This window comes from Neobacillus phoenicis, assembly GCF_047302305.1.
Classification (GTDB): domain Bacteria; phylum Bacillota; class Bacilli; order Bacillales; family Cytobacillaceae; genus Neobacillus.
In genome coordinates, this window is the sequence record NZ_CP154847.1 from 572,085 (window position 1) to 597,779 (window position 25,695).

Annotated in this window: 20 protein-coding genes and 1 pseudogene; 17 read left to right on the forward strand and 4 right to left on the reverse strand. The window is 44.7% G+C overall.

All coding sequences use genetic code 11. The features are described 5' to 3' along the window. Positions 1 to 5 precede the first annotated feature (5 nt). Positions 6 to 518 (forward strand): YwhD family protein, encoded by a 513-nt coding sequence (locus AA0X95_RS02910; protein ID WP_413305150.1) that lies wholly within the window; start codon positions 6 to 8, stop codon positions 516 to 518. Positions 519 to 778: 260 nt separating this feature from the next. Here AA0X95_RS02910 and AA0X95_RS02915 read toward each other — a convergent pair whose 3' ends face one another. Continuing rightward, entirely contained in the window at positions 779 to 2,839 is a 2,061-nt protein-coding gene (locus AA0X95_RS02915) for a transglycosylase domain-containing protein (RefSeq protein ID WP_413305152.1), read from the reverse strand. 235 nt (positions 2,840 to 3,074) lie between these two features. On the opposite strand from AA0X95_RS02915, the gene speE reads away from it, so the two are divergent. The 5 genes from speE to AA0X95_RS02940 all read left to right on the forward strand — a co-directional run bounded on the left by speE (position 3,075) and on the right by AA0X95_RS02940 (position 7,609). After that, entirely contained in the window at positions 3,075 to 3,902 is an 828-nt protein-coding gene (speE, locus tag AA0X95_RS02920) for a spermidine synthase (RefSeq protein ID WP_413305154.1), read from the forward strand. Between the two features lie 79 nt (positions 3,903 to 3,981). Continuing rightward, the gene (gene speB, locus AA0X95_RS02925; RefSeq protein WP_413305156.1) at positions 3,982 to 4,854 is read left to right on the forward strand and encodes an agmatinase; all 873 of its coding nucleotides are present in this window, start codon (positions 3,982 to 3,984) and stop codon (positions 4,852 to 4,854) included. Positions 4,855 to 5,042: 188 nt separating this feature from the next. Then, on the forward strand, positions 5,043 to 5,471 hold the full coding sequence (locus tag AA0X95_RS02930; RefSeq protein WP_413305158.1) for a DUF1934 domain-containing protein: 429 nt from the start codon (positions 5,043 to 5,045) through the stop codon (positions 5,469 to 5,471). Further along, a complete protein-coding gene (gene argS, locus AA0X95_RS02935; protein ID WP_413305160.1) occupies positions 5,468 to 7,141 on the forward strand; it encodes an arginine--tRNA ligase in 1,674 nt (557 codons plus the stop codon). The genes AA0X95_RS02930 and argS overlap by 4 nt, the downstream gene beginning before the upstream one ends. A gap of 288 nt (positions 7,142 to 7,429) precedes the next feature. Further along, positions 7,430 to 7,609 carry an H-type small acid-soluble spore protein gene (locus AA0X95_RS02940; RefSeq protein ID WP_308081781.1) on the forward strand — a complete coding sequence of 60 codons (180 nt, stop codon included), beginning with the start codon at positions 7,430 to 7,432 and terminating at the stop codon, positions 7,607 to 7,609. 61 nt (positions 7,610 to 7,670) lie between these two features. On the opposite strand, the gene uvsE is transcribed toward AA0X95_RS02940, so the two are convergent. Beyond that, positions 7,671 to 8,627 (reverse strand): UV DNA damage repair endonuclease UvsE, encoded by a 957-nt coding sequence (uvsE, locus tag AA0X95_RS02945; protein ID WP_413305163.1) that lies wholly within the window; start codon positions 8,625 to 8,627, stop codon positions 7,671 to 7,673. Positions 8,628 to 8,778: 151 nt separating this feature from the next. Continuing rightward, on the reverse strand, positions 8,779 to 9,981 hold the full coding sequence (gene cls, locus AA0X95_RS02950) for a cardiolipin synthase (protein ID WP_413305166.1): 1,203 nt from the start codon (positions 9,979 to 9,981) through the stop codon (positions 8,779 to 8,781). Positions 9,982 to 10,159: 178 nt separating this feature from the next. Between cls and AA0X95_RS02955 the strand changes: the two genes are divergently transcribed. From AA0X95_RS02955 to AA0X95_RS03000, 10 genes and pseudogenes are all read left to right on the forward strand, one after another. Then, positions 10,160 to 12,271 (forward strand): heterodisulfide reductase-related iron-sulfur binding cluster, encoded by a 2,112-nt coding sequence (locus AA0X95_RS02955; protein WP_413305169.1) that lies wholly within the window; start codon positions 10,160 to 10,162, stop codon positions 12,269 to 12,271. Between the two features lie 289 nt (positions 12,272 to 12,560). Further along, positions 12,561 to 13,748 carry an acetyl-CoA C-acetyltransferase gene (locus AA0X95_RS02960; protein ID WP_413305171.1) on the forward strand — a complete coding sequence of 396 codons (1,188 nt, stop codon included), beginning with the start codon at positions 12,561 to 12,563 and terminating at the stop codon, positions 13,746 to 13,748. A gap of 179 nt (positions 13,749 to 13,927) precedes the next feature. Then, entirely contained in the window at positions 13,928 to 14,779 is an 852-nt protein-coding gene (locus AA0X95_RS02965) for a 3-hydroxybutyryl-CoA dehydrogenase (protein WP_413305173.1), read from the forward strand. Between the two features lie 110 nt (positions 14,780 to 14,889). Then, a complete protein-coding gene (locus AA0X95_RS02970) occupies positions 14,890 to 16,020 on the forward strand; it encodes an acyl-CoA dehydrogenase (RefSeq protein WP_413305176.1) in 1,131 nt (376 codons plus the stop codon). 201 nt (positions 16,021 to 16,221) lie between these two features. Beyond that, complete coding sequence (locus AA0X95_RS02975; RefSeq protein ID WP_413305177.1) at positions 16,222 to 17,361, forward strand: acyl-CoA dehydrogenase; 1,140 nt, start codon at positions 16,222 to 16,224, stop codon at positions 17,359 to 17,361. Positions 17,362 to 17,371: 10 nt separating this feature from the next. After that, entirely contained in the window at positions 17,372 to 18,043 is a 672-nt protein-coding gene (locus AA0X95_RS02980) for a TetR/AcrR family transcriptional regulator (RefSeq protein ID WP_413305181.1), read from the forward strand. A gap of 32 nt (positions 18,044 to 18,075) precedes the next feature. Continuing rightward, a pseudogene (icmF, locus tag AA0X95_RS02985) lies at positions 18,076 to 21,323 on the forward strand (fused isobutyryl-CoA mutase/GTPase IcmF). A gap of 166 nt (positions 21,324 to 21,489) precedes the next feature. Then, positions 21,490 to 21,687: a hypothetical protein gene (locus tag AA0X95_RS02990; protein WP_413305184.1), complete on the forward strand. Its 198-nt coding sequence runs from the start codon at positions 21,490 to 21,492 to the stop codon at positions 21,685 to 21,687. Positions 21,688 to 21,936: 249 nt separating this feature from the next. After that, positions 21,937 to 22,503 (forward strand): DNA-directed RNA polymerase subunit delta, encoded by a 567-nt coding sequence (gene rpoE, locus AA0X95_RS02995; protein WP_413305187.1) that lies wholly within the window; start codon positions 21,937 to 21,939, stop codon positions 22,501 to 22,503. Positions 22,504 to 22,808: 305 nt separating this feature from the next. Then, positions 22,809 to 24,404, forward strand: a complete 1,596-nt coding sequence (locus tag AA0X95_RS03000) for a CTP synthase (RefSeq protein ID WP_413305190.1) — start codon at positions 22,809 to 22,811, stop codon at positions 24,402 to 24,404. A 165-nt stretch (positions 24,405 to 24,569) separates the two neighbouring features. Here AA0X95_RS03000 and AA0X95_RS03005 read toward each other — a convergent pair whose 3' ends face one another. Next, complete coding sequence (locus AA0X95_RS03005; protein WP_413305191.1) at positions 24,570 to 25,103, reverse strand: DUF2529 domain-containing protein; 534 nt, start codon at positions 25,101 to 25,103, stop codon at positions 24,570 to 24,572. Positions 25,104 to 25,295: 192 nt separating this feature from the next. Between AA0X95_RS03005 and AA0X95_RS03010 the strand changes: the two genes are divergently transcribed. After that, a complete protein-coding gene (locus AA0X95_RS03010) occupies positions 25,296 to 25,667 on the forward strand; it encodes a response regulator (RefSeq protein WP_309857520.1) in 372 nt (123 codons plus the stop codon). The last annotated feature ends 28 nt before the right edge of the window (positions 25,668 to 25,695 follow it).

The window sequence follows — 25,695 nt, forward strand, 5'->3', positions numbered from 1 at the left end:
GTTCTATGGATGAAAAAAAGAAAAAGCTAGGTTTTAATATAATAAAGAAAAGCGATCCAATGGATAACCATAAAGGGTTTGGAAAAGGGGCGTTGAGCCTTGATAATGTGTCGCCTGTATTCATTGATATCGATGCGGGAGAAGCGGTAATCGATGTCGGAGCAATGCATGCCCGCAGTGTGGTGGAGAAGGGAATCAAGTTTTTACCGAATAAAGAAGAGGTTCCAAATGGTAAGCCGTATTGGCTGGTGTGGGTGACGATTGACCGCCATGAAGAGGGACCTTATTATGCCGGTGTGACAGCTTGTTATATGACGGTTGACCGTGAAATCCGCCGTGGCTACAAATCCCTTCCAGAGCATGTCAATCGCATGGATAAGTCACTCAAGCGCCATATTATTGTCGCTGATATGGATGATAAGTCAAAGAAGGTATTGGCGGACTTTTTGAAAAATCATAATGAGGTATTGTGGAATAATTCTACGGATGAATTGAAACAAGGATTGAATGCGGAGTAAAAAATACCTTGAGATAATTTTTGGTAGTTTTTTTACACGATAGATAGTATGATAAACAATGTGTGAATACACGTAAAACTAGGACAAGAAAAGCTCCGGAGTGATCCGGAGCTTTTCTATTTAGATATAATTTATTAATTGTCTAGCTCCAGCGCCTAGCCCCTCGGGTCAAATAACCTTCGTCAAGAAAAGTCAAAGGGCGGACTTTTCTCGCCGAAGAACATTTGCCAGTCGGGGCTGAACAAGGCGCTTCCGCTTTTCTAATTCCACGGCATAATCTTCTTATACCAAGGAACTTTCTTGTTTTCTTTCTTTTTGGTGGAATCAGGATTTTTGATATGCTCGGTACAATAGTCGGTTGGCTGGGTGCCAGCAACGTAATAGGTGAAACGGCGCACTGGACAGTCTTTTGTCGCCAGCTTGCCGTTTTCCGGATTCACGTAAACACCGACGACTCCTTCTTTTGGCGGTTTAAAGGCCTTGACCGGCTTTCCGTCTAAAGCTTCCTCCATAAAGTTCGCCCAAATTTTCTTCGCATACGTTTTTTCCGCAGTTAGCTCAAGCGGCTTCCCAATATCATACCCTGCCCACACAGCCGTCACGAGCTGTGGCGAGAAACCAATCATCCAGCTATCGGTTTCGGTAGAACCGGATTTTCCTGCATAGGGACGGGTAATGTTTTTGATTACCGTACTTCCCGTGACCTTGGCATAGCCATTTAGTTTAGGATCGAAAATCCCTGTAAGCATCTGCGTCATGACATATGCCTTGGCTGGGTCTAATACTTTCTTTGTCTGATTTTCTTTTTCAAAAATGACATTGCCATTATAGTCTTCTACTCTTGTAATAAAGGTTGGGTCTACACTTTTTCCACCGTTGGCAAACAGGCTGTAGGCATCTGCCATCTCAATTACCCGGACGCCAGAGGTTCCCAGCGCTAGAGACGGGACCTCTGCCATTTTTGTTGACAAGCCGAACCGCTTGGCTGTCTTAATTAATGTATCTTCTCCTAAAAATAGATGAGTTTTCACAGCGAAAATATTATCAGAAACGGCGAGCGCTTGAGCGAGTGTAATTTCTCCATCTGCATACTTATTGTTAAAGTTATGCGGTGTATAATCCGCCTGGCCGTCATCAAAATGGAAGGTTGTAAATTCACTTCTCATGGTCGAGGAAGGAGTAAATCCTTGCTCAAGAGCGGCATAATACAACAGCGGCTTGATGGTCGATCCCGGCTGACGTACAGCTTGAACGGCCCTGTTAAAAGGACTTTTCTCATAGTCCCGTCCTCCAACCATGGCCTTCACATACCCGTTTTTCGGATCTATTGCGACTAAACCGACCTGTATTTCTGAGGTGCTGGCCACATATTGGTGGACTTGGCGTTCGGCTGCTTCCTGCTGGTGTAGGTTAAGGGTTGTATATACCTTTAAACCGCCGAGAGCAATTGTGCGGTCATCTAAATGTAATTGATTTTTCAACGCATTTTTGACAGCATCCTGAAAATAAGGAGCAACCTTCACCTTTTGAGTCGTATGAACCCCCACTAAGGTGAGCGGCTGTTCTGCTGCTGTTTTAGCAGTGTTCTTCGAAATGTACTTGTTTTTGACCATGCTTTGTAAAATAATATGCTGCCTGGTTTTCGCTCGCTCCATTGACGCGAGTGGAGAATAAAGACCCGGACCCTTTGGAATGCCTGCGAGCATGCTTGCTTCAGCCAAAGATAAGTCCGCGGCCTTTTTTCCAAAATAATATTGGCTTGCGGCTTCTACACCGTAAGCACCTTTGCCATAGTAGATGGTATTTAAATAGCCTTCAAGAATATCCTTTTTCGAATAGTTCATTTCGAGGCGAATGGTATAGAATGCCTCATGCAGCTTCCGTTTCCACGTCTTGTCGTGTTCCAAGAAGAGGTTCCTTGCGTATTGCTGGGTGATCGTGCTTGCTCCCTGCACTTTGGCAAAGGCTTGAATATCGGCTAGGACAGCGCCGGCAATTCGTTTATAATCAAAGCCGTGATGCTCGTAGAAATTTTTATCTTCAATTGAAACTGTTGCATTCACTAAGTCAGGTGAAATATCTTTTAATCTCACCCAGTACCGTTTTTGACCACTATTGCTTTCGCCAATCAAGGTTCCATCATCTGCGAAAAATAAGGTAGATTGCGGAACCGCGAGCGGAGGTGCGCCTAATATCTTTGCATAGGCCAAGATGCTGCCAAAGATAATAAGCATGCAAATCATGCCTATCAAACTGATGATAATAAAGGCACGCAAATATTTTATGGTCTTTCGAAACCCTTGATCAGTCATGATTTCCATAGAGTTCACCCCCGTTTTTTCTATCAGGAAAAATTTAGATAGTAATAGTATTGAAAAAAGTAAGTTTTTTTAAACATTTTTCGTATAAAAATGAAATTTTTCTTAAATTTTGCTAGACTTTTTCTTATGTTTGTAATTCAATAGTTTGGGTAGCATAAAAAATGAAGTGATTACTTCGTAATCATATGAGTATAAAAAGTGTATAAATATGAAGCGTATTGAAAGGAAGATGGATATGTCAATTTGGTTTACAGAGAAGCAAACCGAAAATTTTGGTATCACAATGAAAGTAAATAAAACATTACATACAGAGCAAACGGAATTTCAAAAGTTAGATATGATTGAAACAGAAGAGTGGGGCAACATGCTTCTACTAGATGACATGGTTATGACGTCTGTTAAAGATGAATTCGTTTACCATGAAATGGTGGCCCACGTCCCTTTATTTACACATCCAAACCCTGAGAACGTATTAGTTGTTGGCGGCGGCGACGGTGGCGTAATCCGTGAAGTGTTAAAGCATCCAAGCGTGAAGAAAGCTACTCTTGTTGATATTGACGGTAAGGTTATTGAATATTCTAAGAAGTTCCTTCCAGAGATCGCTGGCAAGTTAGATGATCCACGAGTAGATGTACGTGTTGATGATGGCTTCATGCACATTGCGAACAGTGACAACGAGTATGACGTCATTATGGTTGACTCTACAGAACCAGTTGGTCCTGCAGTAAACCTATTTACTAAAGGCTTCTATGCTGGGATTTCAAAGGCATTAAAAGAAGACGGAATCTTTGTAGCGCAATCAGATAACCCTTGGTTCAAAGCGGACTTAATTCGCAACGTACAACGCGATGTAAAGGAAATCTTCCCAATCACTCGCCTGTATGTAGCCAACATCCCTACATACCCAAGCGGCCTATGGGCATTTACAATCGGTTCTAAGAAATACGATCCATTAGAAGTAAGCGAAGATCGCTTCCACGAAATCGAAACAAAATACTACACAAAAGAACTGCACAAAGCAGCATTCGTATTGCCTAAATTCGTTGGCGACCTAGTGAAGTAAACAAATGTCGGGGGACAGTCCCCCGACCTGGTGATGCGTTAAAGTGATGGGGGACTGTCCCCATAAGGGAGGTTTTTTTATGCGTTTTGATGAGGCGTATTCGGGTAATGTGTTTATTAAGAGTCATCCGAGTTATGAGGAGAGCCAGGTGGTTCTTTATGGGATGCCGATGGATTGGACGGTAAGTTACCGCCCGGGTTCTCGTTTCGGCCCTGCGCGTATTCGTGAGGTGTCGATTGGTCTTGAGGAGTACAGCGCGTACCTTGACCGCGAGTTGGAAGAGGTTAAATATTTCGATGCGGGTGATATTCCGCTTCCGTTCGGAAATCCGCAGCGAAGCATTGATATGATTGAAGAATATGTGGATTCGATTCTGGCTTCAGGCAAGTTCCCGCTTGGTATGGGTGGAGAGCATCTTGTTTCATGGCCGGTGATGAAGGCAATGTATAAGAAGTATCCTGATTTAGCGATCATCCATTTTGATGCCCACACCGATTTGCGTGAGGAATATGAAGGTGAACCGTTGTCACATTCGACTCCAATTCGTAAGATTGCCGAGCATATCGGACCGAAAAACGTGTATTCTTTTGGAATTCGTTCAGGTATGAAGGAAGAATTCGAGTGGGCGAAGCAAAATGGCATGCATATTTCTAAATTTGAAGTGCTTGAGCCTTTAAAAGAAATTCTGCCAACACTTGCAGGACGTCCTGTATATGTAACAATTGATATTGATGTATTGGATCCAGCGCACGCACCTGGAACTGGTACGGTTGATTGTGGAGGAATCACGTCGAAAGAGCTTCTTGCTTCGATTCATGCGATTGCTCGTTCCGAAGTGAACGTCGTTGGTGGAGACCTTGTTGAGGTTGCTCCTATTTACGATCCTTCTGAACAAACAGCCAACACGGCGAGCAAGTTAATCCGTGAAATGATTTTAGGATGGGTAAAATAGGTCTCCATCCAAAGATAAAGTTTTTGATTGGTGCCTGTCCCATTGGGGCGGGCATCTTTTGATTTGTATCGTGACTATGTTTATAATAGAAAAAGTATGCGGTGACGCGCTAATGTCAATTATGAGGACTATAACCAGTCGAAAGAACAGGTTTAAGTTCCTTTTTAAAAAAGGAAGTGCAGTTTCGTTTGTCTACTCATGAGATTCCAATGAAGATTAAGGTGAAAACGACGATTGAGCAGGACGGGGGCAAGGAGACCTTTGAGTTGATGGTGTTTGGCCGTTATCTTGAGAAGGATGGTGCCTCGTTTCTTAAATATGAGGAAGTGCAGGATGAAGGCAGTGTTCGCACGATTGTGAAGGTGGCGGATCAGGATGCATTGATATTGCGAGGCGGTGCGGTGAAGATGCGGCTGCCGTTTCGGTTGAATAAGGTGCTTCGTGGAAGTTATGAGATGCCGTTTGGTGTGTTTGAGACGTTGACGATGACCAAAAGGTTGGAGCACTCGTTTGAAAATGGCCAAGGCTTGATTGATATATTGTATGATTTTAAGATGGAGGGTTCGCCCGGTGGTACATATCGGTTAGAAATTACCTTTGAGGAGGATGGGAAATGAATATAGTAGAGATGACGCAAAGTAAGATCAAGGAAGAGATTCGGGCGGCGGTTCTGAAGGCAGAGCTTGCGACGGAAGATCAGATTCCTGATGTAATCCTTGAGATTCCGAAGGATAAGGCGCACGGGGATTATTCGACGAATATGGCGATGCAGCTTGCTCGTGTGGCCAAGAAGGCGCCGCGGATGATTGCGGAAGCGTTGGTTGAGCATTTCGACCACTCGAAGGCATCGATTGAAAAAATTGAGTTAGCGGGACCTGGGTTTATCAATTTTTATATGAATAATGCGTATTTAACGGATTTGATTCCAACGGTTCTTAAGGCTGGTGAAAAGTACGGGGAAACTACGGTTGGCGGCGGTCAGAAGATCCAGGTGGAGTTTGTTTCAGCGAATCCGACGGGAGATTTGCATCTTGGACATGCTCGCGGTGCGGCTGTTGGGGACTCACTTTGCAATGTGTTAGCTAAGGCGGGCTATGCGGTGTCACGGGAATATTATATAAATGATGCTGGAAACCAGATTAATAATCTAGCGAAGTCTGTGGAGGCTCGTTATTTCCAAGCACTTGGCATGGATAAGGAAATGCCGGAGGACGGATATCATGGTGTGGATATTGTGGGCATCGGGCAAGCGCTGGCTGATGAGTTTGGCGATAAGTATGTGAATGTTGACGAGGCAGAGCGCTTTGAGTTTTTCCGTGAGTACGGTTTGAAGTTTGAAATGGCGAAGTTGAAGAAGGACCTTGAGGATTTCCGCGTGGGCTTTGATGTGTGGTATTCTGAGACGTCTCTTTATAAGAATGGAAAAATTGATGAGGCGTTGGACGCGCTTCGTGCAACTGGCTATATCTATGAAGAAGAGGGCGCGACTTGGCTTCGTTCGATGGATTTCGGCGATGATAAGAACCGTGTGTTGATCAAGCAGGACGGTTCTTATACGTATTTGACACCGGATATCGCTTACCATAAGGACAAGCTGGACCGCGGCTTTGAAAAGTTGATTAATATTTGGGGTGCGGATCACCACGGGTATATTCCTCGTATGAAGGCGGCGCTTCAGGCGTTGGGCTATGATCGTGATACGCTTGAAGTGGAAATCATTCAGCTCGTTCATCTATATAAGAACGGGGAAAAGATGAAGATGAGTAAGCGTACCGGTAAGGCCGTTACGATGCGTGATTTGGTGGATGAGGTCGGCCTCGATGCGACTCGTTATTTCTTTGCGATGCGTAGCTCGGATACGCATATGGATTTTGATTTGGATTTGGCTGTGTCTGAGTCGAATGAGAATCCGGTTTATTATGCACAGTATGCGCATGCTCGTATTTCTAGTATCTTGCGTTCTGGGGAAGAGCAGGGTGTGAAGTTTGATGCAGAGGCGGCTGATTTTTCATTGGTGACGTCTGAGAAAGAGATGGATTTATTGAAGAAGGTTGGCGAGTTCCCAGCTGCTGTTGGGGAGGCTGCTTTGAAGCGTATGCCGCACCGTATCACTAATTATATCTTTGATTTAGCGTCGACGTTCCACAGCTTTTATAATGCGGAAAAGGTGTTGGATATGGACAATGTCGAGCGTACGAAGGCGCGCCTTGCGTTGGTGAGAGCGGTGCAGATTACGTTGAAAAATGCTTTGGCATTGATTGGTGTGTCGGCTCCGGAGAAAATGTAATTGTTTTTTTGAAGGTGGCTCCCTGATTTGGGGGCCATTTTTTTTGTTGTTAGGTGTTTGGCGAGTAAAATAGGAAAAAGACGAGTAAAGTGTGAAGGTTGACGAGTAAATTTAAAAAATGACGAGTAAACCTCAAAAATAGACGAGTAAATTGAACAAATGAGTAAATCCTTGTCTTGGAGAAAGGAAAACGGGACATTGTTACACGAAAAAAGACCAAAATAATGAATACTATCCAAAAAAATGCAGATAGTAATAGAGAATTATGAGTGAGGAGTGACCGATAGCATGAATGTTGGAAGAGCAAAGGAAATAATGGAATCAGCCGATATGATTAACGTGACCTACGATGGAACGCCTGTGATTATTCAAAACGTGGATGAGACCACCAGAATGGCACGAATTTATTCCAGAAAAGACCCTGAGAACGAAAGAGACGTACCGGTTTTGAATCTGATCGAGGAATAAAGGGTGGGGACAGTCCCCCAGTGCGGTGAAGCTTCACTACGCTGGGGGACTGTCCCCGTTTTTATTTGATTTCAATCGTCCCACCACTAATCCGTTTATATCCGCGCAGTTTACTCAAATCCTCGATGAGTTTTAATGCTGCCTGGTCTTTCGCCTTGGCTTCAATCATGAAATCGACATCCTGGCCGGTCTCCTTCAGCAGCTGCAAAAAAGGCATAATGAATTCCGGATCCACATAATCTGCATGAGAACGAAATTCTTTTTCTGATTTTGGCGACGAGATATGAATCTTTGGTTTATGTGGGACATGCCCCCACGTCCTGACAATCCGTGGCCATAGCTCCTCTAGCGGAGTTTCTGACAGATTGGCCATATGGTGATGATAGTCAAACACCAAGGGAATGGTTTCTTTTTCACAGACCACTAAAGTTTCTTCTACGGTATAGGTCTTATCATCATTTTCTAACGTCATCACTTGTTTAATGTTGGCCGGCAGGGTGGTTAGGTTATGATGAAAACGAATCAAAGCCTCCTGCTTATCCCCATAAGCCCCACCGATATGTATATTAATTAAGCCTTGATCGGCAATCCCCATCGCTTCAAACATTTGAAAGTGATAGCTCATGTCGATGACTGCATTTTCGGTGATAGTATTTTTCGGCGAGGTAAACAAAGTAAATTGATTCGGATGGAAGCTAACCCGCAGGTGATTGTTCCGAACCAGTTCTCCAAGATCCTCCCATTCCTTTTTGAAGGGGGTGGTAAAGTCCCAGCGCACCTCTGGATGGGTGGCGAGGGGGACAATCGAGCTAGACATCCGATAGACTTCAATTTCATGGGCAAGATTGAAATACAGCATTCGCTTCGTGTGCTCGATATTTTGCCTTGTCACATCGAGCAACTTTTCTATGCGCTCCTCGGGGCTAAGCTGCTGATAGCGGGTAAAGGTAAGCGTCTTAGCTGGAGAAGCATCCCATAAAGTAATGGCAGTCGAAACATAGCCAAAACGAATTTTCATACCAGTAGCTCCCTTCTGGGGACAGTCCCCCGTTGCATTAATACGTTACTACGCCGGGGGACAGTCCCTCGTTGCATTAATACGTTACTACGCCGGGGGACAGTCCCTCGTTGCTTTAGTACGTTACTACGCCGGGGGACTGTCCCCCTCATTAAAGGAAAAAAGCGATCAAACGGGCAAATCTCTCTTTCAGTGACCGTAATGGATTGGGTTTGTTCAGGACTTCTAAAGTCAGCAACGCGGAGTCTTTGATGTCTTTTTCGATTACTTCCTTTACACGCCTGATAAAGGCAGGGTCATAAATATAACAGTTGATTTCCTTGTTTAAGAAGAAGCTGCGGTTATCGAAATTAGCGGTGCCGATGTCACAAATCGTATCGTCAATCACCATGGTTTTTGCATGATAAAAACCATTTTTATATTGATAAACAACCGCTCCCTTTTTCAGCAGTTCTCGTAAATAACGATAGGATCCTTCCTGTACAAGCATATGGTCAGCGGTATACGGAACCACAACGGTAAGCGACACGCCGCGGCCAATCGCCTGAAGCAATTCCTTCATGACCCGTGGACTTGGTACAAAATAAGGACTTCCAATAATGATGGAATGTTGGGCCTTTTGAATTACTTGGGTAAATTTTTCCTCTAACATGCCAGCCTCAGTTGGAACAAACTGATGGCGGACGGGACCTTTAGAAAGCGAAGGGAAATAGGCCGGTTGATGCTGGAGATTTTCACCCCCATACTCTTCCCAGTCAATCATAAACTCACTTTGTAACGAATGAACACTTTCACCCATAATTTTTAAATGGTAATCACGCCAAGGACTTAACTTTGGGTCTTGATCAATGTATTCCTTCCCAATATTAAACCCGCCCACATAGCCGATTTTCCCGTCGATTATCGAAATTTTACGGTGATTGCGGATTTGAGAGGAGTAAAAGGGAAAAGGCAGCTTGATGCGGTTGCTAAAAGCAAATTTGACCCCCGCCTCTTTAAGGGCTCTCACCGTTGACGCCTTGATCCTCCAACTGCCAAGACGGTCAATCAGCAGCCGCACTTCTATCCCTTGTCGTGCTTTTTCTTTTAAAAGAGCGAGAAATTCCTGGCCGAACCGGTCATCTTTGACAATATAAAAAAGCACATGAACATGCTCCGTTGCTTGACGAATTTCCCGGAAATAATCTGCGAATAATTCCTTTCCATGTGTAAAAATATCCACATGGCCATGGAGGGTACTTGTTTCCATATAACTGACAATAGAAAGATGCTTCTTTCGTCCTAATCTAAAATCTAATACGAGCCATATAATGATGAGTAGTAGTAGTGCACTTAAACAGATGGCCAAGCTCATGTAGAATCTTTCCCCCAATCGGTTTCATTAGTGTTTCCGAACCAGTTCGTTTCTATAAGTCGAACGAATTTTGCAAAAATTGATTGACTGAATGCTCATTCATAATATAATAGAGGTAAGACAGAGTTCAGAAAATTTATTATTTTCTTGTAAGAACTGGGGAAAGGGGCGTTAGTTGATGAATATTCTTTTGTGGATTAACCTCATTGCATTTTTAGTTGTAACCGCTTACGCTATTAGCCTATTTGTTTATGTGGTTAAGACTCGGATTGAATTTATTAAGTTGGGGAAAAAGGTCGAGTTTGATAACAATGTCAAAGAACGGCTGCAAAAAATTTGGGTCAATGTGTTTGGCCAGAAAAAGCTGCTAAAGGATAAAAAGAGCGGCGCAATACACGTCATGTTCTTTTACGGATTCATTCTTGTTCAATTTGGCGCAATTGATTTTATTTGGAAAGGGCTTGTCCCAGGTTCACACCTGCCGCTTGGACCGCTCTATGCGGGGTTCACGTTTTTCCAGGAAATCATCACATTGATGATCCTTGTGGCAGTGATTTGGGCGTTTTACCGCCGCTATGTAGAAAAATTAGTTCGTTTGAAGCGCAATTTTAAATCGGGACTTGTCCTATTGTTTATCGGCGGCCTTATGGTTTCCGTATTGGTTGGAAATGGAATGGGCATCATTTGGCACGGCGAAGAAACATCATGGACTGAGCCGGTAGCCTCCCTCATTTCAATGGGCTTTTCATGGATAGGGGAGACAGCTTCCATCGCCATTTTTTATGTGGCATGGTGGATGCACTTATTGTTCTTATTAACCTTCTTAGTATACGTGCCGCAATCCAAGCACGCACACTTGTTGGCTGGACCGGCAAACGTGTACTTTAATCGCTTAGAAAAACCAGGTAAGTTGAAGAAAGTGGATTTTGAAGACGAAACACAAGAGTCTTTTGGGGTTGGAAAAATTGAAGACTTTACGCAGCACCAAATGATTGATTTTTATGCCTGTGTAGAATGTGGCCGCTGTACCAATATGTGTCCGGCAACAGGAACAGGTAAAATGCTGTCTCCAATGGACTTAATTGTGAAAATGCGTGACCACCTGACAAATTACGGTGCGTCCGTCACTTCGAAACAGCCGTGGGTTCCTACATTTGCTTTTTCCAATACAAAAGGAAACCAAATTGCTCTAGCTGCGGCTGGTCAGGGTGCTGAAGAAACGGCAGCTGCGCTCGCATATAGCCCAAGCTTGATTGGCGAGGTCATTACCGAAGAAGAAATTTGGGCATGTACAACGTGCCGCAACTGTGAAGATCAATGTCCAGTTATGAACGAGCATGTAGATAAAATTATCGACCTTCGTCGTTACTTAGTTTTAACAGAAGGAAAAATGGATGCCGATGCACAGCGCGCAATGACGAATATCGAACGTCAGGGCAATCCATGGGGCTTAAACCGTAAAGAGCGAGAAACCTGGCGTGAGGTTCGCGAGGATGTTGAAATTCCAACTGTTAAGGAAATGAACAAGAAGGGTGAAGAATTCGAGTATCTCTTCTGGGTGGGTTCCATGGGATCTTACGATAACCGCAGCCAAAAAATTGCTCTTTCCTTTGCGAAGTTGATGAATGAAGCAGGTGTGAAGTTTGCGATTTTAGGCAACAAGGAGAAGAACTCTGGTGATACACCGCGTCGTCTAGGTAATGAGTTCTTGTTCCAGGAGTTGGCGACGAAAAATATTGAGGAATTTGAAAAGGCAGAAGTGAAGAAAATCGTTACGATTGACCCACATGCCTATAATATTTTCAAAAATGAGTACCCTGATTTCGGCTTACAGGCAGAGGTTTATCACCATACAGAGATTCTATATGAGCTGGTTCGTGATGGGCGTCTAGTTCCGAAGCATGCGGTCAATGAAAAGATTACGTTCCACGATTCTTGTTACTTAGGTCGTTACAATGATGTCTACGATCCGCCACGTGAGATCTTGAAATCGATACCTGGTGTACAGCTGGTGGAAATGGAGCGTAACAGAGAAACGGGTATGTGCTGTGGGGCTGGCGGCGGCTTGATGTGGATGGAGGAAGAAACCGGTCATCGTATTAACGTGAGCCGCACAGAGCAAGCGCTGGCTGTAAATCCTTCTGTCATCAGTTCTGGCTGTCCATACTGCTTAACCATGCTGTCAGATGGAACAAAGGCAAAAGAGGTAGAAGAGAAAGTAGCAACCTACGATGTGGCTGAGTTGCTTGAAAAAGCAGTTTGTGGAGAGGTTAAAGAAATCGCTTCGTAAGGTTGGTTAATAGTTAGAATAGCAAAGGTTGAGATTTTCATTCAAAATTTTAGGAATTTTGTGTAAAACATTTCAACTTTTGCTATTTTTTATGTAAAATAAAAAGTAAGAGTAAAACGCTTACATTTCCTTTTTTATTTTCGTACGTGGGCAGTGAGTTTTTGGGTAAACGAACCGGCTTGCGTTATTTTTTGAGATTTTTTCGAGCGAGCGTTCAGTCGCCGAAAACAGAAGGGGTATTTTTATAAAAATATAAGACTGAATATTGGGAAAAGGGAGAGTGTTTTGAATGGGAAAAACGGTTATTTTGAGCGGAGTAAGAACACCTTTTGGAAAACTTGGGGGTGGGCTAAGCAGCTTCACGGCTTCACAGCTTGGGGGAATCGCAGTGAAGGAAGCATTGATTCGCGCCGGCGTTAAGCCTGAAGAGGTAGGGGAAGTCATCCTAGGAACGGTTTTGCAAGGGGGGCAAGGACAAATTCCGTCGCGCCAGGCAGCTCGTCACGCCGGTTTGCCGTGGGAAGTGAAAACGGAAACGATTAATAAGGTGTGTGCGTCAGGGATGCGCAGCGTGACAATGGCAGATCAAATCATTCGCGCTGGCGATGAAGAGGTCATTGTAGCAGGGGGAATGGAATCAATGAGTAACGCGCCCTACATTTTACCGAAGGCAAGATGGGGCTTTCGAATGGGCGATTCACAAGTGAAGGATCTCATGATTCATGATGGCTTGAGCTGCAGCTTTACAGGTGTTCACATGGGTACGTACGGCAATTCAACGGCGGCAGAAATGGAGATTTCTCGTGAGGCGCAGGATGAGTGGGCGTTACGAAGCCATGAGCGTGCACTTGAGGCGATTGAGAGTGGAAAATTAGCGGAGGAAATCGTTTCTGTTGAGGTTCCACAAAGAAAAGGAGAGCCTGTGGTTGTTTCTGTAGACGAGGGACCGCGTAAGGATACTTCATTAGAGCGATTAGCCAAATTGGCGCCTGTGTTTAATTCAACGGGTACGATTACGGCGGGGAACGCACCAGGGGTGAATGACGGTGCGGCTGCCCTTGTATTAATGAGCGAAGAGCGCGCGGCTCGTGAAGATCGTGAAGTCGGAGCGGTGATTCTTGGCCATGCGGCTGTCGCAGTCGAAGCGAAGGATTTCCCGCAAACACCGGGACTTGTAATCAATGAGATTTTAAGAAAGACCGGCAAGAGCTTGGAGGAAATTGATTTATTTGAAATCAATGAGGCCTTTGCAGCAGTTGCGTTAGCGAGTGGAAAAATTGCCGGGCTGGATCCGGAAAAGGTCAATGTGAATGGCGGTGCGGTCGCACTGGGGCATCCAATTGGCGCTAGTGGTGCGCGAATCATCATCACGTTGATGCACGAATTGAAGCGCCGTGGCGGCGGAATCGGAATTGCGGCAATTTGCAGCGGCGGTGGCCAAGGCGATGCGGTGATGATTGAAGTGCCGAGAAGGTAGGAGTTGGGTGCGAGGCGTATCTGTCGGATAACCCGAATTTACTGTCGCATAGTGTGGGCTAACTGTCAGATGACGAACATTTACTGTCGGATAAACTGACTTAACTGTCGTAAAGACATTTTTTAATAAAAAAAGGGGGCTGTGTCTGCGGAAAACAGCCCCAATCTGGAGGGGAAAACATGAAGGTATCAAAGGTAATGGTAATTGGTGCGGGACAAATGGGCTCAGGGATCGCTCAGGTTTGTGCCCAAGCGGGATATAACGTGATGCTAAATGACTTAAAACCTGAATTCGTGGAACGCGGCTTTGGGGTAATCAATAAAAACCTGTCCCGCAACGTCGATAAAGGCAGAATGACCGAGGAGCAAAAGCAGGAAGTGCTCGAGCGACTTACGGTTTCAACAGATCTAACCGATGCCGCTGGCGTAGACCTCGTCATTGAGGCAGCTGTTGAAAACATGGAAATCAAAACAAAAATCTTTGCGCAACTAGATGAAATTGCCCCAGCACATACGATTTTAGCGAGCAATACCTCGTCCCTGCCAATCACAGAAATCGCTGCAGCGACGAAGCGTCCGGAAAAGGTCATTGGCATGCACTTTATGAATCCAGTACCTGTCATGAAGTTGGTTGAAATCATTCGCGGATTAGCAACGGCGGATGAGGTTTATCAAGTGATTGAAGACATGACAAAGACCTTAAGCAAGGTGCCTGTAGAAGTTAATGACTTCCCTGGCTTTGTTTCTAATCGTATCTTGATGCCAATGATCAATGAAGCGATTTATACCTTGTATGAAGGTGTGGCAACGAAGGAAGCAATCGATGAGGTTATGAAACTTGGTATGAACCATCTGATGGGGCCGTTAACCCTGGCCGACTTTATTGGTTTAGATACTTGCTTGTACATTATGGAAACGTTGCATGAAGGCTTCGGCGACGACAAATACCGCCCTTGCCCATTGCTTCGTAAATATGTAAAAGCCGGGTGGCTCGGCAAGAAATCAGGCCGTGGGTTCTATACGTACGAATAGAACGGAAGCAATTTTAAAAATAAAAAAACCAGGTGGATCACTGGCGACATTACATACCCTTCTGTGATCTCCCCTGGCAAACGAATCCACCTCAAAAAGGGGAGAGACATATGAATCTGACATTTACAGAAGAACAAGAAATGATGCGGAAAATGGTCCGTGATTTTGCGAATAGTGAAATTGCTCCATTCATTGACAAGATGGAAAACGGTGAATTTCCGCGTGAGATTCTCCGCAAAATGGGCGAGCTTGGCTTGATGGGAATTCCGGTGCCTGAAAAATATGGCGGGGCTGAAATGGATTTCACTTCCTACATTATTGCCATCAATGAGATTTCGAAGGTAAGCGCCACATTGGGGGTAATTTTATCTGTGCATACCTCGGTGGGAACGAACCCGATTCTTTATTTTGGAACGGAAGAGCAAAAGCAAAAGTATGTGCCGAAGCTTGCTTCAGGCGAATACTTAGGGGCTTTTTGTTTAACCGAGCCGAGCGCTGGCTCAGATGCAGCGAGCTTGAAGTCGCGTGCGGTCAAGAAGGGTGACCATTATGTCATCAATGGCTCGAAGGTATTCATCACTAACGGCGGTGAGGCGGATGTGTACATTGTGTTTGCTACCACCGAGCCGAAGTTAGGCACAAAAGGGATTGCTGCTTTTATTGTTGAAAAAAATACACCTGGCCTGATCATCGGGAAGGATGAGCACAAAATGGGCCTTCACGGTTCGAGGACCGTACAGCTTACCTTCGAAGATATGCGTGTTCCGGTGGAGAACCTTCTTGGCAACGAAAGTGAAGGCTTTAAAATCGCGATGGCGAACCTCGAGGTCGGCCGCATCGGTATCGCCACTCAGGCACTTGGTATTGCAGAGGCTGCACTATCCGCCGCAACGAACTATGCGAAGGAGCGTCACCAGTTTGGCAAGCCAATCGCCGCACAGCAGGGAATCGGCTTTAAGTTGGCGGATATGGCGACGAGTGTGGAGGCGGCGAAACTATTAGTCTATCGTGCTGCTGATTTGCGAACCCGTGGAGTGAAATGCGGAATGGAAGCATCGATGGCAAAGCTGTTTGCCACTCGAACAGCGGTAGAGGTAGCAACGGAAGCCATCCAAGTGTTTGGCGGCTACGGCTATACGGAGGATTACCCGGTGGAGCGCTATTTCCGCGATGCGAAGGTAACCGAAATTTATGAGGGCACGAGCGAGATTCAGCGGATCGTGATTAGTAAGTATTTATGATGATTTGTAGAAAAGTTCAAGATTTGTGTAGAAAAACTAGTAAACCGTGTAGAAAAAATTAAAAAGTGTGTAGAAAAAATCAATAACCGTGTAGAAATCCGAGTCAATCATGTAGAAAAACACAAAAAATGTGTAGAAAAAATCCAAAAATATATAGACTCGATCTATAAACATGTAGATATCCCAAAGGAGGACTTGAAAATGAACTTTAAGTTAACCGAAGAACATGAAATGATCCGAAAAATGGTTCGTGATTTTGCTAGAAATGAAGTGGCGCCTACTGCTGCTGAGCGTGACGAGGAAGAGCGCTTTGATCGTGAGATTTTTGACAAAATGGCGGAGCTTGGCTTAACAGGGATTCCATGGCCAGAAGAGTACGGCGGCATTGGCAGTGACTATTTGGCTTACTGTATCGCCGTTGAAGAGCTTTCTCGCGTTTGTGCATCAACAGGGGTAACCCTATCTGCTCATACATCACTTGCTGGCTGGCCAATCTTTAAATTCGGCAGCGAAGAGCAGAAACAAACGTATCTTCGTCCGATGGCAGAAGGAAGCAAGATTGGGGCATACGGTTTGACAGAGCCAGGCAGCGGTTCGGATGCAGGCGGCATGAGAACAACGGCTCGCCTCGAAGGAGATCATTACGTCCTGAATGGCTCGAAGATTTTCATCACTAACGGCGGCATCGCTGATATTTATGTAGTATTTGCCCTTACTGATCCATCTAGCAAACAAAAAGGTACTACAGCATTTATAGTCGAAAAAGACTTCCCAGGCTTCTCTGTTGGTAAAAAAGAAAAGAAACTCGGCATTCGTTCGTCACCAACAACTGAAATCATTTTCGAAGATTGCAAGGTTCCTGCTGCCAACCGACTTGGTGAAGAAGGTGACGGCTTTAAAATTGCCATGATGACACTGGATGGCGGCCGAAATGGAATTGCGGCGCAAGCGGTAGGTATCGCACAAGGTGCATTGGATGCAGCGGTTGATTATGCAAAAGAACGCCAACAGTTTGGTAAACCAATTGCAGCACAGCAGGGAATCAGCTTTAAGTTAGCTGACATGGCGACTGGAGTTGAAGCTGCTAGACTATTAACCTATCAAGCGGCATGGTTAGAGTCAAAGGGTCTTCCATATGGAAAAGAGTCTGCGATGTCCAAATTGTTTGCTGGGGACACAGCGATGAAGGTGACAACCGAAGCGGTTCAGGTGTTTGGAGGCTACGGCTATACAAAGGATTATCCAGTTGAACGATTCATGCGTGATGCGAAAATCACGCAAATATACGAAGGTACACAGGAAATTCAGCGCCTGGTTATCTCAAGAATGATCACGAAGTAAGGTGGTTGGGATGAAAAAGCGGGAAGTACAGGCTTCGGTCAAGGATGAGCGCTTGGTGCAAAAACGGCGCGATCAAATGATCAAAGGGGCCGTGACACTTTTTAAACAAAAGGGGTTTCACCGGACGACGACAAGGGAAATCGCCAAAGCGGCGGGCTTTAGCATTGGGACGCTGTATGAATACATTCGCACAAAAGAGGATGTTCTCTATCTAGTATGTGACAGCATTTATGATCATGTTAGTGACCGTCTTCAGAAGGACCTGGCCTTGAAAAAAGGGACCTTGGAAAGCTTGAAGCTTGGGATTGCCAACTTTTTTCAGGTCATGGATGAAATGCAGGCGGAAGTGCTCGTGATGTATCAGGAAGTGAAGTCTCTTTCGAGGGACGCACTTCCTTATGTGTTGAAAAAAGAGATGGAAATGGTAGCAATGTTTGAGAATCTGCTTTCAAGATGCGTGGAAAACGGGGAATTGGCGCTGACGGAAAAGCAGGTAGAACTGATTGCTCATAACATCTTTGTTCAGGGGCAAATGTGGGGCTTCCGTCGCTGGGCGCTGCGAAAACTTTTTACGCTCGAGGAGTACATTGATTTGCAGACGGAGATTTTGTTATCGGGGATTGGCGGCGATGTCACGTCTGCCGAAAAACGTCTGGAAAACGAAACGAATCGCGAACGATAAATAGAGTTCATTTTTCAAAAAGGGGGAGTACGATGGGAACTTATCAGCCTAAGCATCATATCCGTTTTGTGACGGCGTCGAGTTTGTTTGATGGGCATGATGCGTCGATTAATATTATGAGGCGAATTCTTCAGGCGAGCGGGGCGGAGGTTATTCACCTTGGGCATAACCGTTCGGTGGAGGAGGTTGTGAACGCGGCGATTCAGGAGGATGTGCAGGGGATTGCGATTTCTTCTTATCAAGGTGGGCACGTTGAATACTTTAAATATATGTATGACCTGTTAAAGGAAAAGGGTGCACCGCATATTCGCATTTATGGCGGCGGGGGCGGCGTCATCATACCAAGGGAAATTGATGAGCTTCACGCGTATGGCATTGCACGCATCTTTTCACCAGAAGACGGTCGTTTGCTTGGCTTACAGGGCATGATTGACCGAATGATTCAGGAGTGCGATTTTTCAACGGTTGACATGGATGCGGCGGAGCAAATTGAGAAGCTTCCGACTGGGGATGTAAATGCGATTGCCAAGTTGATTACGTTAGCGGAGCTTCATGTTGATAAAAAGAATGAGGCGGCGGCAGCGGCCGAGCAGGTGCTCGAGCAGGTGAAGTCGCTGGAGAAGACGATTCCAGTTGTCGGGATTACGGGAACCGGCGGCGCTGGAAAAAGTTCGTTGACGGATGAGTTAATCAGACGTTTTATCAATGAGCTGCCTGATAAAAAGGTAGCGATTCTTTCTGTTGACCCGACGAAGCAAAAAACGGGCGGTGCCTTGCTTGGGGACCGGATTCGGATGAATGCGATTTTCTCTCCGAATGTGTATATGCGAAGCTTGGCAACAAGACGTTCGAAGAATGAATTGTCGCTTGCGATTAAGGATGCAGTGGCGGTGACGAAGGCCGCGGGCTTTGACTTGGTGATTGTGGAAACGAGCGGAATTGGGCAGGGGGATGCAGAGATCACGGAGATTTGCGATGTGTCCATGTACATCATGACGAGTGAATTTGGAGCACCTTCCCAGCTTGAGAAAATCGATATGATTGATTTTGCTGACTTAATTGTCATCAATAAGTTTGAGCGGAAGGGCTCAGAGGATGCAAAGCGCCAGGTGCAGAAGCAGTACCAGCGCAGCCATATGCTGTTTGAAAAAGATCTATCAGAAATGCCGGTGTACGGAACGATTGCCAGTCAGTTTAATGACCCGGGCACGAACGCACTGTTTGCGGCATTAGTGGAAAAAATCAATGGAAAAATGGCGACGGATTGGGTGACTTCTTTTAGCAAGAGTGCTGTGGTGGAAAAGCAAAATGTGATTATTCCAACGGACCGCCGCTATTATTTACGAGAGATTTCTGAAACAGTAAGGGGCTATCATAAGAAGGCGGAAGCGCAGGCGAATATTGCCCGGAAATTATTCCAACTGGAGGGTGCGATGGCTGCTGTTCAAGACCAGCCGGAAGTAGTGGCTGCGTTGGCAGCGGTGAAGCAGGAGACAGAATCGCGGTTAACGCCTGAATCGAAAAAGATTTTAGATACGTGGGAACAAACGAAGGAAGCTTATTCAGGCGACCAGTTTGTCACACGAATCCGAGATAAAGAAATTATTACGGTGTTACGGACGAAGAGTTTATCGGGTATTGATATTCCGAAGGTGGCTTTACCTAGGTATAAGGATTATGGGGAAATTCTCCGCTGGGTGTACCAGGAAAACGTGCCGGGCTCGTTCCCGTATACGGCTGGGGTATTCCCATTCAAGCGTGAGGGTGAGGATCCGAAGCGCCAGTTTGCCGGAGAAGGCACACCGGAACGGACGAACCGCCGTTTCCACTATTTATCGAAGGATGACGCGGCGAAGCGCTTAAGTACGGCGTTTGACTCGGTAACATTATACGGGGAAGATCCGGATTACCGCCCAGATATTTATGGGAAGGTTGGCGAGAGCGGCGTTAGTGTTTGTACGTTAGATGATATGAAAAAGCTGTATGACGGCTTTGATTTATGCCATCCATCGACTTCTGTTTCGATGACGATCAATGGACCGGCACCGATTATTTTGGCGATGTTTATGAATACGGCGATTGACCAGCAGGTGAAGAAGAAGGAAGAAGAGTGGGCCGCGTGTTAACGGTCGGAGAGTTTGCCGAAGTTCGTGCCTATACGTTACGGACGGTTCGCGGTACGGTTCAGGCAGATATTTTAAAAGAAGACCAAGGGCAAAACACGTGTATTTTTTCAACGGAATTTGCACTGCGGATGATGGGGGATATTCAGCAATATTTCATTGATCACCAGGTGCGCAATTATTATTCGGTGTCGATTTCGGGGTACCATATTGCCGAAGCAGGAGCGAATCCGATTTCGCAGCTGGCGTTTACGCTTTCGAATGGATTTACCTATGTGGAATATTATTTAAGCCGCGGCATGAAGATTGATGATTTTGCTCCAAATCTATCGTTCTTCTTCTCTAATGGTTTGGATCCAGAGTATACGGTGATTGGCCGTGTGGCTCGCCGCATCTGGGCGACCGTTATGCGTGATAAGTATGGTGCGAATGAGCGAAGTCAAAAGCTGAAGTACCATGTTCAGACGTCAGGGCGTTCATTGCATGCACAGGAGATTGATTTTAATGATATCCGCACGACGCTTCAGGCGTTAATGGCGTTGCATGATAATTGTAATTCCCTTCATACGAATGCGTATGATGAGGCGATTACGACGCCGACTGAGGAATCGGTGCGCCGCGCGATGGCGATTCAGATGATTATTACGAAGGAGCATGGCTTAACGAAGAATGAGAATCCGCTGCAAGGCTCGTTTATCGTTGAGGAGCTGACGGAGTTGGTTGAGGAAGCGGTGCTGCAGGAGTTTGAGCGTTTGAATGATCGCGGCGGTGTGCTTGGTTCAATGGAAACGCAGTATCAACGCGGCAAGATTCAGGATGAGTCGATGTTCTATGAAATGAAGAAGCATACGGGAGAGTTGCCGATTATTGGGGTAAACACGTATTTGAATCCGAATCCTCCATCTGAGGAAGAGGTCAACAATATGGAGTTGGCTCGGGCAACGACGGAGGAAAAGGAATTGCAGATTCATAATTTACGTTCCTTCCAAGAGTCGCATGCGGAAAAAACGGCTGATGCGTTAAAGCGGTTAAAGGAAGCAGCGGTCTCTGGTGGCAATATTTTTGCTGAATTAATGGAAACCGTCCAAGTCGCAAGCCTCGGCCAAATCACACGTGCATTATACGAAGTCGGCGGGCAGTATCGCCGTAATATGTAGTAAATTTTAAGGTGTCAGGCACCAGTGAACCGTTCACAAAGGCGCCTGACACCAATCTTTGTTTTTATGGAAAAATTTTTGGGTACAACATGTTAAATTGAAGCGTTATCTTATATAATCGAACTAGTGTAAAAAACTTCTAAGAGATGCAGGCAGGTGAGTTTAAATGAAAGTTAGTCATATATTATTAATTTTAATTGTATTTGCCTGGCCATTAAACTATCTCTATCAGCGTCAATTAGGAGCCATCTCGTTTCTATTACTAGCAATTTTCTTCATGGTGATCACGATTAAAGAGACCAAAAAGTTAAAAAAGCAGGAAAATGGTGACACACCTAAGTCCAATCAAGAAAAAATCAAGTGAAACATTAGTTAGAAACTAGCATAAACGGGAAGATTTTGTTTATAATGGAGAATATGTCTTTAAAGCGGAAGCGCCTTGTCCAGCCCCGACAGGCAAATGTTCTTCGCCAAGAAAAGTCGTCTTTTTGACTTTTATTGGCGAAGGTTATTTGACCCGAGGGGCTAGGCGCTGCAGCTGGATAGGACACGTAGTATTAAGTTCGTTAATCACTCATAACCGAGTGTTAAATAGAGAAAGGAAGTGCCAAAATTGAGTTTAGCACAGTACTCAAAAGAGGAATTACAAGAGTTATCCCTCATAGAAATGGCTCACGAATACTTAAAAAATAGCAAGCAGCCAATCACTTTCAATGAATTAGTTAATGAAATCACCAATGCTGTAGGTATGTCTCAAGAGGAAGTTCGCTCAAGACTTGCACAGTTTTATACAGACATGAATATCGATGGCCGCTTCCTCTCATTAGGAGAAAATCGCTGGGGACTTCGCGTTTGGTATCCAGTTGATACGGCGGAAGAAGAAGTAGTCACTGCGGTTAAACCGAAGAAGAAGAAGGCGAAGAAGGTTGTTGACGAAGACGAAATTGAAGATTTCGATGACGTTGATGAGGAAGAATACGATGAACTCGATGACTTCGCTGATGAGGACGACCTTCTAGATGACGACGATGATCTAGACATTGATGAAGATGAAGATTTGGATCTTGATGAAGACGTCATTGAAGAAGATGAATTCGATTTAGACGAAGATGAAGAGTTAGATGAAGACCTTGAAGAAGAAGAGGAAGTTTTTGACGAGGAAGAAGACGAAGACTTGTAAACAGCTTGACTTTTTTTTCTCGCCCTTGTATTATCTTTTTTGGGCTCCTTAAAAAAGGACAAATCAATCTTTACTTATATGCGCTCCCTTGCACTGGCGAGAGGGGCGCTTTTTATTTTTAAAAAAACTCCCGTAATATGGAGTTTTTTCGTTTTTTAGTCTATAGGATAGGTAAGTATCATGACGATTGACGAACCCACGGCTTTGATGGATGACAGTTTCATTCAGCTGGCCAAAATATTTTTTTATGAAAAATCCTAAACAGACTGAATAATGGTCAAACTGTAAATAAGGGGGAATTTTTAATGACAAAGTATATTTTTGTAACTGGTGGTGTGGTGTCATCACTCGGAAAAGGTATTACCGCTGCTTCTTTAGGGCGCTTATTGAAAAATCGGGGCTTGAACGTAACTATCCAAAAATTTGACCCGTATATTAACGTAGACCCAGGAACGATGAGTCCTTACCAGCATGGTGAAGTTTTCGTTACTGGTGACGGTGCGGAAACGGATTTAGACCTTGGCCACTATGAGCGTTTCATCGACATCAACTTAAACAAGTACAGCAATGTGACAACAGGAAAAATCTATTCAACGGTTTTACGTAAAGAACGCCGCGGTGACTATTTAGGTGCGACGGTTCAGGTTATTCCGCACATTACGAATGAAATTAAAGAGCGCTGCCTACGTGCCGGTAATGAAACAAATGCCGATGTGGTTATTACTGAAATCGGCGGAACTGTTGGTGACATTGAATCTCTGCCATTCCTTGAAGCGATTCGTCAAATGAAGAGTGACATCGGTAGTGACAATGTTATGTACATTCACTGTACCCTAATTCCGTACATAAAAGCGGCGGGTGAGATGAAGACGAAGCCAACACAACACAGTGTAAAAGAGCTTCGCAGCTTAGGAATCCAGCCAAATATTATTGTTGTTCGTACGGAAATGCCTGTTTCACAGGACATGAAGGATAAGATTGCATTATTCTGTGATATTGACGCCAAGGCTGTGATTGAATGTCAGGATGCCGACACACTTTATTCTATTCCACTTGCCCTTCAAGAGCAAAACATGGATCAAATTGTGTGTGATCATTTGAAGCTGCAGACGAAGGAAGCGGAAATGACCGAGTGGAAACAGCTTGTTGACCGCGTTCTTAATCTTTCAAATAAGACTCGTATTGGTCTTGTCGGAAAATATGTTGAGCTTCAGGATGCTTATATTTCAGTGGTTGAAGCGATGAAGCATGCGGGATATGCGTTTGATTCAGATGTAGAAATTAAATGGATCAATGCAGAGCATGTAACTCGTGAGAATGTGGCTGAGCTATTGGCTGATGTGGATGGCGTACTCGTTCCAGGTGGATTCGGCGACCGTGGAGTGGAAGGGAAAATTGAAGCGACTCGCTATGCCCGTGAGCAGAAGAAACCGTTCCTTGGTATTTGCTTAGGCATGCAGTTGGCAACGATTGAATTTGCACGTAATGTTCTTGGTTACAGTGATGCACATTCTGCTGAGTTTGTACCTGAAACAAATCATCCAATTATTGATTTACTACCAGAACAAAAGGATGTAGAGGATTTAGGCGGAACGTTACGTTTAGGTCTATACCCTTGCCGTTTGGTGGAAGGTACGAAGGCGTTCGAGGCGTATGAAGATGAGGTTGTTTACGAGCGTCACCGCCACCGTTATGAATTTAACAATCATTACCGTCAAGAGATGGAAGCACAAGGCTTTATTTTCTCAGGTACTAGTCCTGATGGCCGTTTAGTGGAGATTATCGAGCTTGCGGATCACCCGTGGTTTGTGGCTTCTCAGTTCCATCCAGAGTTTGTGTCCAGACCAACGCGCCCGCAGCCGTTGTTCCGTGACTTTATTAAAGCTTCTTTGCAAAAATAATTTGAGTGGGCCAGTTTCCTTTTTTTTGGGGGGACTGGCTTTTTTTGTGTAGATTTTGGGTGAAGTTGGAAAAATATCCAATGATAATAGAAAATGAGCCAATCCACCCTAAAAATGATCCAAGCATAAAAACTCAGCAAAAAAACGACCCCAAACCAGGGCCGTTTACTCAAAATAATCCGCTAAAATCTCATCAATTGTAAATTTTAAGCCAAAATAGACGTACAAGGCTGCCATCGACGACGGATAACCGAAGCGATTACCTAAATCATCTGGCAACAACCCTTTTTTCAAGCGTAAATCAATATGTACATCCGCTAATTCAGCCAAATCCCCCGCGGCAGTATCATCCATTACCGTAGAAACAGCTACAAAGGGGATGCCTTTATCTTGCAAAGCCGTAGCAACAGCGACCGCTGCTTCATCAGAGGAAGTCCGGGTAAAAAGAACGGCACGGTCCGCTTCAGTTAGCTGGTCGATCAAAACGAGACTGAGCGCCTTCGCCCCATTCAACGGTTCTGCACCTGCTATTGCTTCGAACTCCACAGCCTTCATTTCCGCCTCACCAAAAATATATATAGACCCATCGCCTACAGGTGCTTGGGCAAGCAATCGAGCACCATCCTCGAACGCAAATTCTTCTTTTTCCTCGATCCGCTTGAACAAGCCTGTTAATTGGGTAGAAAACATTTTTAACATAGTAACCCTCCTTATCACGCCTACTATTATAGACTTTTTTACCATAATGTAAAATTAGGTAAAAATTACCACAAAAATCCCTAGCTTGTTAACAAAATACAAGAAGGAGAATGACAACCTCTGTCGAATATGTATAAGGATATGTATAGATAATTGAATCTAAATAAAATAACCAAGGAAGAGGTGGAAGGTATGAAAGAGAAAATTTTAATTGTAGACGATCAATTTGGCATTCGAATTTTGCTAAATGAAGTGTTCCAAAAGGAAGGGTACCAGACATTTCAAGCGGCGAACGGCGTTCAGGCGTTAGACATTGTCACCAAGCATGCCCCTGACCTAGTGCTACTTGATATGAAGATCCCAGGAATGGACGGAATTGAAATTTTAAAACGAATGAAAGTGATTGATCCAGAGATTCGCGTGATTATCATGACCGCCTATGGTGAATTAGATATGATTCAAGAGGCCAAGGATCTTGGTGCAATTACACATTTCGCAAAACCGTTTGATATTGACGATATCCGTGCGGCGGTTCGCAAACATATCCCGCAAAAAACAAACTAAACATTTCAAAATAAGGCATCGAAAAGAA

What these genes read in the sequence shown, in the direction of transcription:
- AA0X95_RS03010 (WP_309857520.1), top strand. Translation starts at nt 25,296, where the DNA reads ATGAAAGAGAAAATTTTAATTGTAGACGATCAATTTGGCATTCGAATT.
- AA0X95_RS02970 (WP_413305176.1), top strand. Translation starts at nt 14,890, where the DNA reads ATGAATCTGACATTTACAGAAGAACAAGAAATGATGCGGAAAATGGTC.
- AA0X95_RS02960 (WP_413305171.1), top strand. Translation starts at nt 12,561, where the DNA reads ATGGGAAAAACGGTTATTTTGAGCGGAGTAAGAACACCTTTTGGAAAA.
- AA0X95_RS02955 (WP_413305169.1), top strand. Translation starts at nt 10,160, where the DNA reads ATGAATATTCTTTTGTGGATTAACCTCATTGCATTTTTAGTTGTAACC.
- AA0X95_RS02965 (WP_413305173.1), top strand. Translation starts at nt 13,928, where the DNA reads ATGAAGGTATCAAAGGTAATGGTAATTGGTGCGGGACAAATGGGCTCA.
- speB (WP_413305156.1), top strand. Translation starts at nt 3,982, where the DNA reads ATGCGTTTTGATGAGGCGTATTCGGGTAATGTGTTTATTAAGAGTCAT.
- uvsE (WP_413305163.1), bottom strand. Translation starts at nt 8,627, where the DNA reads ATGAAAATTCGTTTTGGCTATGTTTCGACTGCCATTACTTTATGGGAT.
- AA0X95_RS02940 (WP_308081781.1), top strand. Translation starts at nt 7,430, where the DNA reads ATGAATGTTGGAAGAGCAAAGGAAATAATGGAATCAGCCGATATGATT.
- AA0X95_RS02980 (WP_413305181.1), top strand. Translation starts at nt 17,372, where the DNA reads ATGAAAAAGCGGGAAGTACAGGCTTCGGTCAAGGATGAGCGCTTGGTG.
- AA0X95_RS03005 (WP_413305191.1), bottom strand. Translation starts at nt 25,103, where the DNA reads ATGTTAAAAATGTTTTCTACCCAATTAACAGGCTTGTTCAAGCGGATC.
- AA0X95_RS03000 (WP_413305190.1), top strand. Translation starts at nt 22,809, where the DNA reads ATGACAAAGTATATTTTTGTAACTGGTGGTGTGGTGTCATCACTCGGA.
- AA0X95_RS02975 (WP_413305177.1), top strand. Translation starts at nt 16,222, where the DNA reads ATGAACTTTAAGTTAACCGAAGAACATGAAATGATCCGAAAAATGGTT.
- AA0X95_RS02910 (WP_413305150.1), top strand. Translation starts at nt 6, where the DNA reads ATGGATGAAAAAAAGAAAAAGCTAGGTTTTAATATAATAAAGAAAAGC.
- speE (WP_413305154.1), top strand. Translation starts at nt 3,075, where the DNA reads ATGTCAATTTGGTTTACAGAGAAGCAAACCGAAAATTTTGGTATCACA.
- argS (WP_413305160.1), top strand. Translation starts at nt 5,468, where the DNA reads ATGAATATAGTAGAGATGACGCAAAGTAAGATCAAGGAAGAGATTCGG.
- AA0X95_RS02990 (WP_413305184.1), top strand. Translation starts at nt 21,490, where the DNA reads ATGAAAGTTAGTCATATATTATTAATTTTAATTGTATTTGCCTGGCCA.
- cls (WP_413305166.1), bottom strand. Translation starts at nt 9,981, where the DNA reads ATGAGCTTGGCCATCTGTTTAAGTGCACTACTACTACTCATCATTATA.
- AA0X95_RS02915 (WP_413305152.1), bottom strand. Translation starts at nt 2,839, where the DNA reads ATGGAAATCATGACTGATCAAGGGTTTCGAAAGACCATAAAATATTTG.